Below are 16,727 nucleotides of genomic sequence, written 5' to 3'. Positions count from 1 at the left end.
TACGCCGGTGACGACGGTCGAACCACCAGCCGGCTGGAAAGCGGTGAGCGCCCTCGCCTCGGATGCCAGCATCCTTGAGTTGCTCGATGCCGCGCGGCTGGATCTGCTCGCGCAGACCGCGTTGCCGAATGGCCGGCGTGCGGCGCTGCACGTCTCCAACGAGGTGACCCGGCAGTTCGTCAACGGTGTGCATGGCCTGATGGTGCGGGTCGAGACGCCGGGCGAGCCGTTGCAGGTGTGGCTTCCCGAGGCGGCGGTCCGGATCGCTGCCGCGTCGGTCGGTGTCTCCCCGCTGGTGCTGCTGAGCTACGCCCTGATCGCCTGGGGCGAGACGCTTGGCGACTGGTGGCAGCCCAAGCGGGTCGGGCACGCACAGCTGCCGAACCAGACCACGTTGGAGTACTACGCTCGCCTGCACCGGATCACCTCCAGTTCGATCAAGACCGACGAGATGCTGGAGGCCAAGCACGACGTGGTCGTGGTCGGTGACCACGGGTGCGGCAAGTCGGCTCTGGTGGCCAACGTCGTCGAACAGCGGTTGGCCCAGGGCGACGGAGTGGTGTGGCTGAACCTCAGCGATCCGGCGGACGGGCCGGCGTCCATCGTGCTGGCGCTGCTGGAGCAGGAGCGCAGTCGGACCGGCGGGTACCTGGTGGTGCTGGAGAACCTGCACGCGAACCTGCCGGTGCGCAACGAGTTGTTCGACTGCCTGGAGCGGCTGCGTACCGATTTCGGCCTGAGCCTTCAGGTGTTGGCCACCAGCTGGAAGTCGGCGGCGGAGATCCTGCGTCGGGGCGAGCCGGCCCGTGCGCTGACCCCGGTGCTGGCGGAGGGCCGGCAGCTGGTCAATCAGCTGCTGGTGGACAGTGACATCGACGAGGCGCTCTGGCCGAGGATCCGGTCGCTGGCGCGCGACGACGCGCACATCGCGCTCACCGCGATCGAGTTGTCCGACACCCTGGCCCGGGTGCCGACCGAGGCGGATCTGGAGGAGTACTACACCCGGGAGGTGACCGGGGCGGGCCAGCAGGAGGCGCTGTACCGGTTGGCCTGCCTGGGCATGCTGGAGTTGCAGATGGCGGTCCGGGAGGCAGGGCATCTGCGGGAGCCGTTGCAGCAACTGCGCGACGCCGGGCTGGTGTTCCAGATCGACGGCGCGTACCAGATCGGGTCGCGCCGACGTGCGCAGCTGGTGATGAACCGGGCCCGCAACCAGTGGGACGCCGACCGGCGGTGGCGTCGCCCGGAGCGGATCGTCTGGCTGCACCTGCAACGCGGCGGCGACCGGCTGATGAAGGCCACGCTGAGCCGGCTGGACAGCCTCATCTCCCCGGACGAGGCCCGTCGGGACAGCCTCTACCTGGTGACCACCTGGGAAACGCTCAGCCGGCTCGGCCGGTCCCTGCGGCAGCGCAGCGCCGACGATCCGACCTGGGAGGACAACCTGGGGGCCGCGATCTTCGCCGCCAGTGCCCTGCACCAGCTCAGTCATGACGAGGCGTGGCGGGCGATCGCCAGTCGGGTCCGGGCCCGGTGGCGCTACCACGACCCGGGCTGCGTTCTTCCGGAGCCGGTGGAGGAGGTGACCGCCGACTTCGCCGACTTCGAGGAGATTCAGCGGTCGATGGCCAAGGAGGACGAGCTGCTGGGCGGGGCGCCGCACCTGGCGGGCATGACCGCCGAGGAGTTGGACCCCGATCGGATGTACCGCAACTGGGTACTGGGTCTGCTGCTCGGCTTCGAGGGCTCCGCGCCGGCCCTGTCTCGCAAACAGAACCGCATCGACCAGCTGGTGGAGGTGGCCGCCAGGGCGCAGGAGGCCGACGGCAACTTCTATCCGGCGCGGGTGCCCTGGGTGACGGCCCGGATCGTGCTCGGGCTGTGCCAGGCAAACCTGCGGATCGATCATCCGGTGGTACGCGACGCCTGCAACTGGCTGCTGCGCCGGGTGGCCGACGGCGGGCCGTTCGACAACTGGTGGCGCAGCGGCACCGGCACCTGGAACCGCGAGGAGGCCACCACCGCGATGTGCCTCAGCGCGCTGGTCCGCGCGGGGATGCCGATGCACCAGGCGATGGAGACCGCGCACACCTGGCTGATGGCGCGGGAGCAGGAGTGGACCGTGACCGGTCGCGAGATCGACCTGTCGCAGGTGCTGGAGGCGAATCTGCTCTGCACCGAGGCCGCCACCGGCACCCGGGAACACCTACAGACGTTGTTCGAGCGGGTGCTGCGGGCGATGCGGAGCCCGACCCTGCTGCCCACCGCCCCCGAGGAGCGACTGCGGGTGCCGTTCGTGGCCGCGCAGCTGGCCGACATCGTCTGGCGAATCGTGCAGATGGAGAGTCTCAAGCTCATCGGAGAGGTGCTCAACCACGGGCGGCCTGATCCGGCCGAACCCCGCACCCAACCCGTGCTGCCCGAGACTGCCCCCACCTGGACCGGTGTACCGCTGACCTCCCGTCAACTGCGCGCCTGGCGGCGCGGCGTCGACCAGATCGAGGGCACCATCCGGGACCAGATCGCCAAGCGGGATGCGACGGTGCAGACGCCGGCGGTGCTGGAGAAGGTCCAGGAACTGGTGACCTACCGGACAGAGCTCACCGCGCTTGCCGCCGAACTCGACGGTAGCGTCAGCCTGGACCTCTTGGAGCGCATCGACTCCCTGGGCAAGCGGATCTGCGGTACGGCCTGGCCCGACCTGCCCTGGCCGGAGTCGGACCGGTGAGCGTCGGGATCCCGGCGCCGTCGACGCTGAACTTCCTTGCCGGCCTCTTCGCCGGAGCCGGGATCAACATGCTGACGTCGGTGTCGACGGGGCCGCCCGACCCGCAGGTTTCCACCGCGAAGGTGGCGCTGGACTCGGCGCTCTGGGTGGTCGCCGCAGCCTTCACCACCTGGGCGGCGCACCTGTTCCAGACCGCGGAGCGGGAGGCGGATCTCTACATCGACCGTGACTTCAGTGAGGCAGAGAAACAGGAGATCCGGCAGGAGTATCTGAGTCGCGCGTTGCGTCGTGCCCGGTTACCGCTGGTACTGACCGTGCTGTCCCTGGTGGGCGCGGTGCTCCTGCTGCCGGGTTTGCTCAGCTGGCATCAGCTCTTCGGGGGCTGACCAGCACAAAGGCTGCTGCCAACTGACCGTGAATTGGCTGACAACCGGCCGCCCGAGGTGGCCGGAAGGTGGCTTTCGCGGCAATCCTGGTGACCATGGCCACTCCGACGCCGCTATCGCGGCTGTTCACCGTCCTGCTCGCCGGCGTGCTCGCCGGGCTGGTGCTGGCGGTAGCCGCGCTGCCGGGCAACCTGTTGCTCGGCCTCACCGCCCAGGCGGCCCTGCGCGAGTACGCCGCGTTGCCGGATGCGTTGCGCACCCCGACCACCCCGCAGCGCTCCTACCTCTACGCCAACGACGGCAAGACGTTGATCACCACGTTCTTCGACGTCAACCGCACCGACGTGGCGCTGGCGGAGATCGCACCGGTGATGCGGCAGGCGATCGTGGCCGCCGAGGACCGGCGCTTCTACGACCACGGCGGGGTCGACCTGCGCGGCATGCTGCGGGCGGTGGTCACAAACGTCACCTCCGGCACCGAGCAGGGCGGCTCGACGCTGACCATGCAGTACGTACGCAACGTGCTCAAGACCGACCCGAACCGCACCGCCGAGCAGCGGGCCGCAGCCACCGAGCAGACCATCGGGCGCAAGCTCCAGGAGATCCGGTACGCCAACGCGCTGGAACAGCGGCTCGGCAAGGACGAGATCCTCAACCGCTACCTGAACATCGCGTACTTCGGCTCCGGGGCGTACGGCATCGCCGCCGCGAGTCAGCGCTACTTCTCCAAGGCACCGGCCGAGCTGACCCTCGCCGAGGCGGCGCTGCTCGCCGGCCTGGTGCAGGCGCCGGAGGCGTACAGCCCGATCGACGGCGACGCCGACGCGGCGCTGGCCCGGCGGGCGTACGTGCTGGATTCCATGGTCGCCACCGGGGCGATCACCGTCGACCAGGCGGCCCGGGCCAAGGCCGAGGAGTTGACGCTGGAGCCCAGCGCGCAGCCCAACGGGTGCGCCGCCACCGCAAGCGCCCGGGACGGCTGGGGATTCTTCTGCGACTACCTGCGCCGCTGGTGGCTGGCCCAGCCGGAATTCGGCGACACCGCCGAGGAGCGCGAGCAGGCGCTGCGCCGGGGTGGCTACACCGTGGTCACCACGCTCGACCCGCAGGTGCAGAAAACCGCCCAGCAGCAGGCCACAAGCGTCTACGGGTACGACAACCCGCGGGCCCTGCCGATCGCCGCGGTCGAGCCCGGCACCGGCCGGGTCCTGGCCATGGCGGTCAACCGGCACTACAGCGTCGATGCCAACCCCGACGGACAGGTCAACTACCCGAACACCGTGAACCCGCTGATCTCCGGCGGCGGTGGGGTCGCCGGCTACCAGGCCGGTTCGACGTTCAAACTGTTCACCATGCTCGCCGCGCTGGAGTCCGGCCGGCCGCTCGCGACCGGCTTCGACGCGCCCAGCCGGCTGCCCACCCGCTATGCCGCCGGCCAGGACGACAGCAGCTGCGCCGGCCGGTGGTGCCCGGCGAATGCCAACCCGCAGTGGATGGACGGTTACCGGATGATGTGGGACGGCTTCGGCCGCTCGGTCAACACGTACTTCGTCTGGCTGGCCGAGCAGGTCGGTCAGGACAAGGTGGTCGAGATGGCACAGCGGCTGGGCATCACCTTCCGCGCCGAGGCGGACGCCCGGTTCGCGCAGGACAACGCGGCAAACTGGGGGGCGTTCACCCTCGGCGTGGCCGCCACCACCCCGCTCGACCTGGCCAACGCGTACGCGACCGTGGCGGCGGAGGGGACGTACTGCTCGCCGGTGCCGGTGCTGTCGGTGACCGCGCCGGACGGTAAGCGGCTGCCGGTCGGCGACCCGTCCTGCCGGCAGGTGCTCGACCCCGACGTGGCCCGGGCGGCCACCGACGCGGCCCGCTGTCCGGTGGGCCAGCAGTCCGCGTTCGGGCAGTGCAACGGTGGCACCGCCACGGCCGTGAACCGCATCCTCGACGGCCGACCGGTGGCCGGCAAGACCGGCAGCTCCGACCAGGCCGCCACGGAGAGCTTCGTCGGCTTCACCCCGCAGGTCGCGGTGGCCGGCATCGCCGCCAACCCGGACGATCCGACCGACTCGGTCGGCGCGGCAGTGCAGGCCCGGGTGATCGAGGCGGTGGCGCGCATCATCGCCACCGCCGTCGACGGCGACCCGGCCGAGGCGTTCACCCCACCCACCCGTGCCCTGGTCGGCGATCCGCGCCGCCCTGTGGAGCGCGCCCCGTCAGCCGACCCCGGTTCGCCTCTCGCCGAGTTCCGCCGCTGGCTCGGTGGTCGAGGCTGACCCACCCCACCCCACCCCACCCCACGCCCCACCTTCCGCGATCTTGCACTTTCGGTCGTCACATATCAGGGCTTATAGCTCATATCGGCGACCGAAAGTGCAAGATCGACGGGGAAGGGGTGGGGTGTTAGCGGGGTGGGGGCGGGGGCGGTAGGTGGTTAGGGCGGTGGGGAGGCCGCGGCGGATGATGCCGGCCCAGTCGGTGTCGCCGCGCAGCATCGCGGCGGCGGTGTTGCGGGCCTGTTCCGCGGTGAAGTGTGGCGGCATCATCAGCTCGGCGGGGTCGACCAGGGCGTTGATCACCGTGGGGCGGTCGGCACTCAGGGCCCGGTCCCAGGCGTCGGGCACCTGCGCCGGGTCGTCGACCAGTTCGCCGCGTAGCCCGAGCACCTCGGCCCAGCGGTGGTAGCCGATGTCGGGTAGCTGCTGACTGTCCGCGAACATCGGGGTGCCCTCGCTGGAGCGCTGCTCCCAGCTGACGAACGCCAGGTCCCGGTTGTTGAGCACCAGCACCACGAAGCGTGGATCGCGCCAGCCCTGCCAGTACTTCGCCACCGTGATCAGCTCGTTCACCCCGTTCATCTGCATTGCCCCGTCGCCGATCAGGGCCACCAGCGGACGGTCCGGGTGGGCGAACTTCGCGGCCAGGGCGTACGGCATGGCGCCGCCCATGGAGAGCAGGGTGCCCGAGAGGCTGGCCAGCATCCCCGGGCGGACCTTGAGGTGCCGGGCGTACCAGGCGGTGGTGGTGCCGCAGTCCACGGCGAGCATGACGTCGTCGGGCAGCCGGTCGCTGAGGCTGGCGAAGAGCAACTGCGGGTTGACCGGGTCGGCGTCCTGCTCGGCCAGTTCCCGCTGCGACTGCCGCCAGGCGGCGGTGGTCCCGGCGACGCTCTGCCGCCAGCGGGTCGGTCCCGGCCCGGGACCGAGCGCGGCCAGCAGGGCCCGCAGGGTGGGCGCGGCGTCGCCGGTCAGGTTCACCTCGGTCGGGTAGCGCAGGCCCAGTTGGGTGCCGTCGTGGTCGATCTGCACCGCCCGCGCCTGGCCGGGCGGCGGATAGAACTCCGAGTACGGCATGTTGCTGCCCACGATGAGCAGCCGGTCGCACTGCTTCATCAGTTGCCAGCTGGGCCGGGTGCCGAGCAGGCCGATGGCACCGGTGACCCAGGGCTCCCGGTGGTCCACGACGGTGAAGCCGAGCAGCGCGGTGGCCACTCCGGCACCGAGCCGGTGGGCGATCTCGCGTACCTCAATCTCGGCACCGAGCGCGCCCTGGCCGACAAGCATGGCCACCCGCTCGCCGCCGCGCAGCACCTCGGCGGCGTGCCGGACGTCGGCCTCCGGCGGCACGGCCGGTCCGCTGCTCGGCACGCTGCTGGTGTGGTAGAAGCCGTGTGCGTGTGGCGGGTTGGGCATCGCGTCGAGGTCCTGCACGTCCAGCGGGAGGACCAGTGCGGTGACGGTACGCCGGGCCAGCGCGGTCCGGCAGGCCCGGTCGACCAGGTGCCGGACCTGGGAGGGGTGGTCGAGCTGGGCCAGGAACGCCGCCGCGACGTCCTTGTAGAGGGCGAGCAGGTCCACCTCCTGGTAGTAGCCGCCGCCCTCGGCGGTGAGTGCGGTGTGCCCGACCAACGCCACCACCGGCTGGTGGTCCAACTTTGCGTCGTAGAGCCCGTTGAGCGCGTGGATCGCACCCGGCCCGCTGGTCACCAGGACGCAGCCGATCGGCCCGCCGCCGTACTTCACGTGCGCCGACGCGGCGAAGCCTGCGGTCTCCTCGTGGCGTACCTGGATGAACTGCGTCCGCTCGGGGGTGCGTTGCAGCGCGGAGGTCATGCCGTTGATGCCGTCGCCCGGGTAGCCGAAGTATCGGCGGACGCCCCAGCAGGCCAGCCGTTGCACGATGTGGTCCGCGACGGTGGCGTTGCGGGGCAGGGGCCACGGGTCGGCCGGCACCGAACTGCCGGCGGGATCTGTGCTCACCTGATTTGCCTTCCGGGCTACCAACGAAGTGGCCCGGCATTCCCGCCCGGTACCCGGCAAAACCCCGGCCGCTGCTGATCGACGCCCGGCGGGCGCGGCTCAGCGGGCCCAGCTGTCCGCCCTCGATGCCGGCACCGACCGGGCCGGGTCGTAGTCGGGTGGTGTGTGCAGCCGGAAGCTGCGGCTCACCCCCATGCTCCCGGGTCAACACGTGCTGCCCCGGGCCAGGCGGGACGGCGGGAGTTGCCCCCGATGACGTGGGTGACGGCTCAACCTCGCCACCACCACACGCCGCAGCCCCCGCCAGCAGGCCAGCCGTCACACACCACCCGATCACCCGACGCACCCGGTTTTCTTCCGGCCGTTGGTGCGTCCACCCTCGCCGCCGGTCCCGCTCGGAGACAACCCTTTCGGCGTACGCCGGAAGGCTGGCAACCTTGCAGCTGTGATTACCTTGCGGCTCGGCCCGGCGGATCTGGCCCGGATCCGGTTCGGTAGTCGCCCCCACCCGGTCGGCACCGCGATCCTGGCCAGCCAGACGTTGCGGGATCCCGCGCTGGCTGCGCGCATGCCCGACCTGGCCGCACGGGCGCAGGCGGCGTCGGCGAGCACCGCCGCACTGCGGCACCTGCTGCCGGCGCGGGGTCTGCTGCCCGACTTCCTCACGCCGTACAGCGGGATCGATTCGGTGGCCGCCGGCATCGAGTCGATCCGGGCCACCCCGCGCCGCCGGATCACCGCTGAACTCACCGAGACGTACGCCAACCTGCCGCCCAGCCTCTGGCGGAGGCGGTTGGTGGCCGCTGACCCGGAGGTGCTGGATCTGCTGATGGCTGCGGTGCACCGCTACTTCGACGAGGTGCTCGCCCCGGTCTGGTCCCAACTGACGTTGACCCACCGCAGCCACGTCGAGCACCGCGCCCGCACGTACGCCCGCTGCGGGGTGGACGGGTTGCTCAGCGAGTTGCATCCGGCGATTCGGTGGCGACCGCCGATTCTCGAAATCGACAGCTGGTGGAGTGCGGAGCTGTCCGGCAATGGCGAGGGGTTGCTGCTCATTCCCGGGCCCTTTGCCGGTCTGCGTCCGCGCGTGCTGGTGCCGGCAGGTGGCCCGGTGCTGCTGGTGTATCCGGTGCAGATACTTACCAAACGGGCCTCGACCAGCATCGACCCGCTGGCGCAACTCCTCGGCGGCACCCGTGCCGCGGTGCTGCGTCAGCTCGCCGAACCGGGCCGGCACACCACCACCGAGTTGAGCCGGCGGGTCGGGGTCAGCATCTCCTCCGCCTCCGAGCACGCCGCCGCGCTACGCGCCGCCGGGCTGATCGACAGCGAGCGGTCCGGCGGGGCAAAGGTGCATTGGCTCACCCCGCTCGGTGTGCACCTGCTCGCCGGTGACGTCCGGCCGCCGACCGGGTTGCTCGGCTAGGCCGAGGACCGGACGCCCGGCGTCGAGTCCGCGACAAGGGTGGTGGTGACCAGGCGTTCGACGTCCGCCCAGGTGGGTGCCGGTCGCCCGTAGTCGGGCACCGGACGGCGTTGGGGACCGAAGAAGTACTGGTGCGCGACGGTGCCGCGGATCGCGGCGTGCACCTCGGGATGGTCGTCGACGAAGTGGGTGAGGGCGAGGTCGAGGCAGTGCGTCCGCTTGTCGACCCGGGCCCGGCAGAAGCGGACGTGGTCGCGGGCGACGCCGCTGCGCCGGTAGAAGTCGTGGGCGTCCAGCCAGCGCAGGGTACGGGCCTGGATGCGCGGGCCGCACTTGGAGACCAGCCAGACCCGGCCGTCGAAGCGGGGCACCAGCCGGGCGATGGTCTCGACGGAGCCGGGCACCTCGGGGGTGGCCAGCATGGTCGCCTCGTCGCCGCTGAAGAAGGCGGTGTCGCCGCCGCCCGGGTGGGCGGGGCCGCCGATGATGACTCGGCCGATGTCGATGCCGAGCCGGGGAAGGTCGTGGTTCATGCGGTGTAGCATGCGCACCGAGGCAGCGGGCGCGGAACTATCGTTTGATCGGCGTTCTATAGTTCTGCACTATGACTGGGCGGGAGCTGCTGGAGGCCGACGCGCTGCGCGCCTTCGCGGTCTTCGCCGAGCATCGCAACTTCACCGCCGCCGCGGCAGCGCTGCACATCAGCCAACCGGCCCTGCACGTGAAGATCCGGAAGCTGGCGGCGGCGCTCGGGATCGAACTGTACGAACGGGACGGCCGCCGGTTGGCGTTGACCGCCGCCGGTGAGCGTCTCGCCGCGTACGCGCTCGACTCGCGCCGGCGGGCCGACGAGTTCCTGCGGGAGTTGCACCACGAATCGGCGCCCACGCTCACCGTCGCGGCCGGCCGGGGCGCGCTGCGTTGGGTGATCGGCGAGCCGATCCGACGCATCGGCCGGCAGGGGCGCCGGGTGCAGGTGATCACCGCCGACCGGGACGCGGCGCTCACCGCGCTCACCACCGGTCGGGCGGACCTGGCCGTGATCGCGCACGACCCGCCCACCCGGGCGGTCGAGGCGCTCCAGATCGCCGCGTACGGTCAGGTGCTCGTGATCGACGACGAGCACCCGCTCGCCACCCGCCAGCAGGTCCGGCTCCGTGATCTTGACGGGCTGGACCTGGTGGTACCGCCGGCCGGTCGCCCGCACCGCCGGGCGCTTGACCGCGCGCTGCTCGACGCGGGCGTACGCTGGCAGGTCGCTGCCGAGGTGGACGGCTGGGACCTGCTGGTGCACCTGGCCGCGCTGGGCGTCGGCGCCACCGTGGTCAACGGCTGCGTCGGGCTGCCCGACGGGCTGTGCGCCGTGCCGATTCTCGGCCTGCCCCGGATCCGCTACTGGGCCGCCTGGCGAGCACCCCGGGCGCACCTGGTGCGGGACCTGCTCGACGAGTTCGGGCCGGGCGCGTGACGCGCCGGCTCACCTCGACCAGCAAGTTCCTCGCGTACGTGCTGCGGCATCATCCGGAGGCCGTCGGCATCACCCTCGACCACGGCGGCTGGGTCGAGGTGGAGGTGCTCTGCGCCGCGCTGGTCCGGCACGGCAGGCCGGTCGACCCGGAACTGCTCGACCGGCTGGTGGCCGGCACCGACCGGCAACGCTTCGAGCTTCGCGACGGCCGGATCCGGGCGGCGCAGGGGCACTCCATCCACGTCGACCTGCAACTCGAACCGGTCACGCCGCCGCCGCTGCTCTATCACGGCACCGTGGCCCGGTTCCTGCCCGGCATCCGGGTCGACGGGCTGCGGCCTCGTGGTCGTACCCACGTCCACCTGTCGGTCGACGTGGCGACCGCGACTGCGGTCGGTGCCCGGCGCGGCGATCCGATCGTGCTCAGCATCGACGCCGCCGGCATGCATGCGGGCGGTTGCACCTTCTATCGGGCCGCCAACGGCGTCTGGCTGACCAGCCGGGTGCCGCCGCACTGGATCGCCCTGCCGGAGTGACGACGGGCCGGTCGCTCGGGCGTGGTGGTGGCGGGTCGGATCGGCCGCTGGATATCCACATGTCTTGATATGTGGTGGCCCACGGGATACGTTGCAAAGTGGAGCCAGGGGCGCGCTCGTTTGTCGTGGTTTGGTTTTTCGGGCTCATCACGACACCACCACCACGGTGCATCGCACCACCCTGCGCGTCGTCCCCGACGCGGAATGGAGTAACACGATGGTGAGAAACAGATCGCTCTTCGCTCCCGCCGCACTCGCGGCACTGCTCGTCCTGGGCATAGGCGCCGTGGGGCTGACCAGCACCACCGGCGCCACCGCCTCGGCACCGAAGGCCGCCACCCTCGCGGCCGGGGAGGTCGGCACGCTCGCGGCGACGGCCGGGTGCGGTCGAGCGCCCGGCCTGAACAGCGGTACGCACACGATCCAGAGCAACGGTAAGAACCGCAGCTTCATCCTGCGGCTGCCGAACAACTACAACCAGAACAACCCGTACCGGTTGGTGTTCGGCTTCCACTGGCTGAACGGCACCGCAGTGGACGTGGACACCGGGCAGACCGTGCAGCGGGACGTCTGGTCGTACTACGGGCTGCGGCAGTTGGCCAACAACACCACGATCTTCGTGGCGCCGCAGGGGCTGAACAACGGCTGGGCGAACTCCGGTGGCGAGGATGTGACGTTCGTCGACGACATGCTGCGGCTGCTCGAAGCGAACCTGTGCATCGAGACGACCCTGCGGTTCGCGCTCGGGTTCAGCTACGGCGGTGGGATGAGTTTCGCCCTGGCCTGTGCCCGGCCGAACGTGTTCCGGGCGGTCGCCGTGTACGCGGGCGGGCAGATCAGCGGATGCAGCGGCGGCACCGGCCGGATCGCGTACCTGGGCGCCCATGGCCTCAGCGACAACGTGCTCAGCATTTCCGGCGGCCGGACGCTGCGGGACCGCTTCGTCACCAACAATGGATGTACGCGGCAGAACCCGCCGGAGCCGGCGGTGAACAGCCGCACCCACATCACCACCGACTACTCCGGTTGCGCGGCCGGCTACCCGGTGCGATGGATCGCCTTCGACGGCGGCCACACCCCCTCGCCGCAGGACGGTGGCAGCAGTTACACCTTCCTGCCGGCCGAGACCTGGCAGTTCTTCACCCAGTTCACCAGCGGCACCACCCCGCCGCCGAACCCGACCACCCCGCCGCCGAACCCCACCACGCCGCCGCCGAACCCGACCACGCCGCCGCCGAACCCGACCACGCCGCCGCCGGGCGGCAGCGCCTGCCGGGTCGCCGTCAACGTCAACGCCTGGAACAACGGCCTGACCGAGGACATCACCATCACCAACACCGGTAACAGCACGATCAACGGCTGGTCGCTGGTGTTCACCCTGCCCGGTGGGCAGACCATCACCGGCGGCTGGAACGCCAGCTACTCGCCCAGCTCCGGCCAGGTGACCGCGCGCAACATGTCGTACAACGGCACGATCGCACCCGGCGCGTCGGTCGGCATCGGCTTCCAGGCCACCCACACCGGCAACACCGCCAGACCGAGTTCGTTCACCCTCAACGGATCCACCTGCACCACTGCCTGACCGGTAGCGGGCGCACCATCGCCGGATCTCCGCGATGGCGTACGCCACCGGATGCCGTCGAGACGTCCCCGGGCGGGAGCCGCCCGGGGACGTCTTGCGTGAAGTGTTAAGAAGGGGCCCCTTTACTACCGCAGACGTTAAGAAGGGGCCCTTCCTTACACTCGGCGGGTGGGTTTTGAGCTGATCACCGAGCCGGACGATGAGCGGATCGGCGACTATCGCGCGCTTACCGACGTGGAACTGAGAACCCGGTGGGAGCCGCCACACGGGCTGTTCATCGCCGAAGGTGAGCTGGTGCTGCGGCGGGCGCTGCGGGCCGGCTACCCGGCCCGGTCGTACCTGGTCGACGCCAAGCGGGTCGACCAGCTCGCCGACCTGGACACCGGCGACGCCCCGGTCTACGCCGCCACCCAGGAGGTGCTGCGGGCGGCCACCGGGTTCCACGTGCACCGGGGGGTGCTCGCGTCGTTCCGGCGCAAGGCGTTGCCGACCGCCGCCGAGGTGCTCGCCAGCGCCCGCCGGGTGGTGATCCTGGAGGACGTCAACAACCACACCAACCTGGGGGCGATCTTCCGGGCGGTCGCCGCGCTCGGGGTGGACGTGGTGCTGCTCTCGCCGTCCTGCGCCGACCCCCTCTACCGGCGTAGCGTACGGGTCAGCATGGGCGAGGTCTTCGCCGTGCCGTACGCGAAACTGGAGCCCTGGCCGGCGGCGCTGGCGCAGGTGCGGGCGGCCGGCTTCACCGTGCTGGCGATGACCCCGGCGCCGGACGCGGTGCCGATCCAGCGGCTCACCGCGGACCAGCGGGCCCGGGCGGCGCTACTGCTCGGTGCCGAGGGTGCCGGGCTGACCGCCGCCGCGATGGCGGCCAGTGACGTACGGGTGGTCATCCCGATGCGTCGCGGGGTCGACTCGCTGAACGTCGCTGCCGCGAGCGCGGTGGCCTGCTGGGAGTTGGGCCGCGACGACCCCGCCTGAGCAGTACGGCCACTGGCCTGCGGCTACCGGGATCAGCGTCACGGACGGTAGCGTGTCGCGCGTGTTCCCTACCGTCCGTGAGGTCCTGGCGTTGCCTCCGGTCCGCCACGGCGCTCCGCGCCTGGTCGCCGGCGAGGCCGGACTGGACCGGCCGGTGCGCTGGGTGCACGTGGCCGAGGTGCCGGACATCGCCACCCTGCTCGGCGGTGGTGAGCTGGTGCTCACCACCGGCATCGGGCTGCCGGGCGACGACGCCGGGCTGCGGGCCTTCATCGGTGACCTGGCGGGCGTCGCCGTCTCCGGGCTGGTGGTCGAGCTTGGCCGCCGCTACCTGTCCGGGGTACCGAGGGTGATGGTCGCCGCCGCACAGCGGCACGGCCTGCCGCTTGTGGAGCTGCGCCGGGTCACCCCGTTCGTCCGGATCACCGAGGCGGTGCACGCGCTGATCGTCGACGCGCAGCTCACCGAGCTGCGCGCCACCGAGGAGATCCACCAGCGGTTCACCGAACTGTCGGTGGAGGGCGCCGACCCGCCGGAGGTGATCCGGCAGGCCGCCGAGCTGTCCGGCTGTCCGGTGGTGCTGGAGAACCTGTCCCGCCAGGTGCTCGGCTACGACCCGGCGGGGGAACCGGCGGAGTTGCTGCTGGACGGGTGGGAACAGCACTCGCGACGGATCCGGCCGGCCGGACGTACGGCGTACGACCCGGACAGCGGCTGGCTGGTGACCATGGTCGGTGCCCGGGGCGAGGACTGGGGTCGGCTGCTGCTGCGCTGGCCCGGTGGTGGTGACCTGGGCGGGCCGGGTGGCGCGATGCGCGCTGCGGGCGCGCCACCCACCCGGCTGACCATCCTGGTGGAGCGGGCCGCCTCGGCGCTGGCGTTGGGGCGGCTGATCCGGCGCGACGCCGAAGGGCTGGTCCGCCAGGTCCACCGCACCCTGCTCACCGCGCTGCTGGACCGTTCCCGGCCGGTGGACGAGGTGGCCCTGCGCGCCCGAGGGCTGGGGCTGGTGCTGGAACGCCGGCACCTGGTCGGCGTGGTGGTCCGGCACCGGAGCGACGAGCCGGCGGGCGACGGTGGCCCGATCGCAGACTCCGGTGGCGACGCCGACTGGGCGCCGACGGGTGGCGATCCCGGGCCGGCCCGGCTGCGGGATCTCGCCGAGGCGGTGGGGCAGGCGCTGATCGAGGCGAACCTGACCGGGTTGACAAGCGCGGTGGACGATCAGGCGGTCGGTGCGCTGCTGGCCCTGCCCGACCCGGCGGCGGAGGAACGGGCGCTGGCCGCGTTCGCCGCCGCGCTGCGCCGCAACCGCCCACGGGTCGCCGGGGACCTGATCATCGCGGCCGGTTCCGGGGTGGGCAGCCTGCGCGAGGCGGGACGGTCGCTGACCGAGGCCCGGCAGGTGGCCGAGGCGGCTCGGCGGGACCGGCGGGACCTGCCGATCTTCCGGCTGCCGCACGTCGGGCTCGCCGGGCTGCTGCACCTGCTGCGCGACGAACCGCGGCTACAGACGTTCGTCGAGCGCGAGCTGGGCGCCCTGCTGGCGTACGACGCCCGGCATCCGCGTGAGCAACTGCTCGGCACCCTGCGGGCGTACCTGCAACAGGGGCGGAACAAGTCGGCGGCGGCCAGCGCCGCACACCTGTCCCGGCCGGCGTTCTACGAGCGGCTGGCCCGCATCGGCCGGATTCTCGACGTCGACCTCGACTCCGTCGACGCCTGCCTCTCCCTGCACGTGGCCCTGCTCGCCCTGGACGCCATCCGCACCCCCTGACCCGAAGCCCTCCCCAACGTCCCGAACCCCCATCCAAGCCCCGCCGATCTTGCACTTTCGGTCGCCCCTTTGCGCCTTTTGCGGGCTTTTGTGGCGACGGAAAGTGCAAGATCGAGGGAGGGAAGGGGGCGGCGAGGGAGGAGGGGGTTAGGGGTTAGGGCGTTGAGGGCTTTGAGGTAGGTGGGGGGATGTGGGTGGGGGCGGTGGGGGTGAAGGTGTCGGAGGTGGCGGCGGTGGACCAGGCGGCGTCCGGCAGGGCAGCCACCAGGGCGCGTACCACCGGGGCCTCTCGCCAGTCGGACTGCTGGGCCAGCAGGCTGAGCGCCACCACTGACTCCTCCACCTCGCCGACGCACTCGAACGGCTTGTGCCCGTCCACACCGAGCAGTTCCCGGTAGCCCGGCAGCTGGGTCTCGTCGGCGAGCAGGTCCCCGCCGAAGATGTGGGTGATCCGCTCGCGGGACATGAAGGGCGCCAGGGCGAGGAAGACGAACCGGCACTTGGGACAGTCGCGGCACCACCGCTCGCTGGCGTTGCGCAGCTTGAACGCCGCGTTGCAACTGGTCACCACGTCGTCGTAGCGGTCGATGGTGGCGAACAGCCGGGCGATGTGCAGCTCCGACAGGGGCCGCAGCAGCGAGAAGTACGGTTCGACAAGCCCGGCGTGCTCGGCCAGCGCCGCCCGCAGCAGCCCTTCGGCCGCCACCCCTTTGGACCACTGGTGGTTGATCTCGTGACCGTTCCAGATCAGGTTCGGGTCCGACGCCGAGCGCTCGTTGGACATCACCACCGGGCCGAGCCCGTGCAGCACCGCGGTGGCGACCGCGATCAGCGAGTTGATCGCGGTGACCGGGATGTGTCCGTTGCGGGCACCGGCCGCGTTCAGCTCGAACAGCACCGGATCGATGCGCCGCCGGGCGGCGAGGGGAGTGAGCCCGGACGCCGCGTTCACGGCGTCGATCACGTGGTTCGGGTTGACCGAGAAGGGCACCGGGTCGAGGCCGGCGCGGCGCAGCGCCTCCAGGCTGACGATCGAGTCCTTGCCGCCGCCGACCGCCGAGAGCGGGCGCCGGTCGGAGTTGTCGTACTCGGCGGCGGGCGGCACCCGGCCGGCCGGGATCCGGGGGGCCAACTCCAGCACGTACGGCAGTTGGTTGCGGTACGCGTACTCGGCGAGGCCCTTGGTGTAGAGGGCGGTGACGAACTCGGCGGCGGCCGGGCCGAGCGGTGCCGGCAGCAGCAGCTGCCCCGGCGCGGCGGCCTTGTAGTAGCTGACCCCGGCCACCACGTGCAACAGCTCCAGCACCCGGCCGAGTGCGGCCACGGCGGCGGCCGACGGCGGCTCCTCGGGCACCGGAAGCGTGATCACTTCGGTGAATCGCTGCTCGCCGTCGGGGCCGGTCAGGGCGTAGTCGAACAACGCCTCCCCGGTGGAGAGGTCGATCGAGTAGGACGGGAAGGTGAAGGCGTCCATCCGCGCCAGCTGCGTATTGGGCACACGCCATACTAGGCCCTGGTTCGTCCGGCCGTGCCCGGCTCCGCCGTGCACCGACGCGAGTGCGGGGCTGGCGACGCCGGACCGCG

General features: G+C 71.5%; 12 protein-coding genes. 9 read left to right on the top strand and 3 right to left on the bottom strand.

Going from position 1 to position 16,727, the window contains the following annotated elements:
- Nucleotides 1-7: 7 nt before the first annotated feature.
- The 3 genes from QQG74_RS22210 to QQG74_RS22200 all read left to right on the top strand — a co-directional run bounded on the left by QQG74_RS22210 (nucleotide 8) and on the right by QQG74_RS22200 (nucleotide 5,390).
- Nucleotides 8-2,728, top strand: coding sequence for a hypothetical protein (locus tag QQG74_RS22210; protein ID WP_341716684.1), 2,721 nt, complete (start codon nucleotides 8-10; stop codon nucleotides 2,726-2,728).
- Nucleotides 2,725-3,114: a hypothetical protein gene (locus tag QQG74_RS22205; RefSeq protein WP_341716683.1), complete on the top strand. Its 390-nt coding sequence runs from the start codon at nucleotides 2,725-2,727 to the stop codon at nucleotides 3,112-3,114. Before QQG74_RS22210 ends, QQG74_RS22205 begins: the two co-directional genes overlap by 4 nt.
- A gap of 95 nt (nucleotides 3,115-3,209) precedes the next feature.
- Nucleotides 3,210-5,390: a transglycosylase domain-containing protein gene (locus QQG74_RS22200; RefSeq protein WP_341721314.1), complete on the top strand. Its 2,181-nt coding sequence runs from the start codon at nucleotides 3,210-3,212 to the stop codon at nucleotides 5,388-5,390.
- A 72-nt stretch (nucleotides 5,391-5,462) separates the two neighbouring features.
- Here QQG74_RS22200 and QQG74_RS22195 read toward each other — a convergent pair whose 3' ends face one another.
- On the bottom strand, nucleotides 5,463-7,373 hold the full coding sequence (locus QQG74_RS22195; RefSeq protein WP_341716682.1) for a thiamine pyrophosphate-requiring protein: 1,911 nt from the start codon (nucleotides 7,371-7,373) through the stop codon (nucleotides 5,463-5,465).
- 445 nt (nucleotides 7,374-7,818) lie between these two features.
- Here QQG74_RS22195 and QQG74_RS22190 point away from each other — a divergent pair, with 445 nt between their 5' ends.
- The gene (locus tag QQG74_RS22190; protein ID WP_341716681.1) at nucleotides 7,819-8,802 is read left to right on the top strand and encodes a helix-turn-helix domain-containing protein; all 984 of its coding nucleotides are present in this window, start codon (nucleotides 7,819-7,821) and stop codon (nucleotides 8,800-8,802) included.
- Here the strand turns inward: QQG74_RS22190 and QQG74_RS22185 are convergent.
- On the bottom strand, nucleotides 8,799-9,335 hold the full coding sequence (locus tag QQG74_RS22185; protein WP_341716680.1) for a hypothetical protein: 537 nt from the start codon (nucleotides 9,333-9,335) through the stop codon (nucleotides 8,799-8,801). The two genes, QQG74_RS22190 and QQG74_RS22185, sit on opposite strands and share 4 nt — an antisense overlap.
- 71 nt (nucleotides 9,336-9,406) lie before the next feature.
- On the opposite strand from QQG74_RS22185, the gene QQG74_RS22180 reads away from it, so the two are divergent.
- The 5 genes from QQG74_RS22180 (at nucleotide 9,407) to QQG74_RS22160 (ending at nucleotide 15,143) form a co-directional block, all read left to right on the top strand.
- Entirely contained in the window at nucleotides 9,407-10,270 is an 864-nt protein-coding gene (locus QQG74_RS22180) for a LysR family transcriptional regulator (RefSeq protein ID WP_341716679.1), read from the top strand.
- Nucleotides 10,267-10,806, top strand: a complete 540-nt coding sequence (locus QQG74_RS22175; RefSeq protein ID WP_341716678.1) for an RNA 2'-phosphotransferase — start codon at nucleotides 10,267-10,269, stop codon at nucleotides 10,804-10,806. The genes QQG74_RS22180 and QQG74_RS22175 overlap by 4 nt, the downstream gene beginning before the upstream one ends.
- Before the next feature lie 217 nt (nucleotides 10,807-11,023).
- Complete coding sequence (locus QQG74_RS22170) at nucleotides 11,024-12,388, top strand: cellulose binding domain-containing protein (RefSeq protein WP_341716677.1); 1,365 nt, start codon at nucleotides 11,024-11,026, stop codon at nucleotides 12,386-12,388.
- A gap of 168 nt (nucleotides 12,389-12,556) precedes the next feature.
- On the top strand, nucleotides 12,557-13,366 hold the full coding sequence (locus QQG74_RS22165; protein ID WP_341716676.1) for an RNA methyltransferase: 810 nt from the start codon (nucleotides 12,557-12,559) through the stop codon (nucleotides 13,364-13,366).
- A gap of 52 nt (nucleotides 13,367-13,418) precedes the next feature.
- A complete protein-coding gene (locus QQG74_RS22160; RefSeq protein ID WP_341716675.1) occupies nucleotides 13,419-15,143 on the top strand; it encodes a PucR family transcriptional regulator in 1,725 nt (574 codons plus the stop codon).
- Between the two features lie 154 nt (nucleotides 15,144-15,297).
- Here the strand turns inward: QQG74_RS22160 and QQG74_RS22155 are convergent, their stop codons facing one another.
- Nucleotides 15,298-16,641: a hypothetical protein gene (locus QQG74_RS22155; RefSeq protein WP_341721313.1), complete on the bottom strand. Its 1,344-nt coding sequence runs from the start codon at nucleotides 16,639-16,641 to the stop codon at nucleotides 15,298-15,300.
- Between the last annotated feature and the right edge of the window lie 86 nt (nucleotides 16,642-16,727).

This window comes from Micromonospora sp. FIMYZ51, from assembly GCF_038246755.1.
GTDB lineage: Bacteria > Actinomycetota > Actinomycetes > Mycobacteriales > Micromonosporaceae > Micromonospora.
This window is presented reverse-complemented; position numbering and strand designations above follow the sequence as displayed.

Excerpts from the sequence above, each read along its gene's own strand:
- QQG74_RS22200 (WP_341721314.1), top strand. The coding sequence starts at position 3,210 with ATGGCCACTCCGACGCCGCTATCGCGGCTGTTCACCGTCCTGCTCGCC.
- QQG74_RS22185 (WP_341716680.1), bottom strand. The coding sequence starts at position 9,335 with ATGAACCACGACCTTCCCCGGCTCGGCATCGACATCGGCCGAGTCATC.
- QQG74_RS22180 (WP_341716679.1), top strand. The coding sequence starts at position 9,407 with ATGACTGGGCGGGAGCTGCTGGAGGCCGACGCGCTGCGCGCCTTCGCG.
- QQG74_RS22170 (WP_341716677.1), top strand. The coding sequence starts at position 11,024 with ATGGTGAGAAACAGATCGCTCTTCGCTCCCGCCGCACTCGCGGCACTG.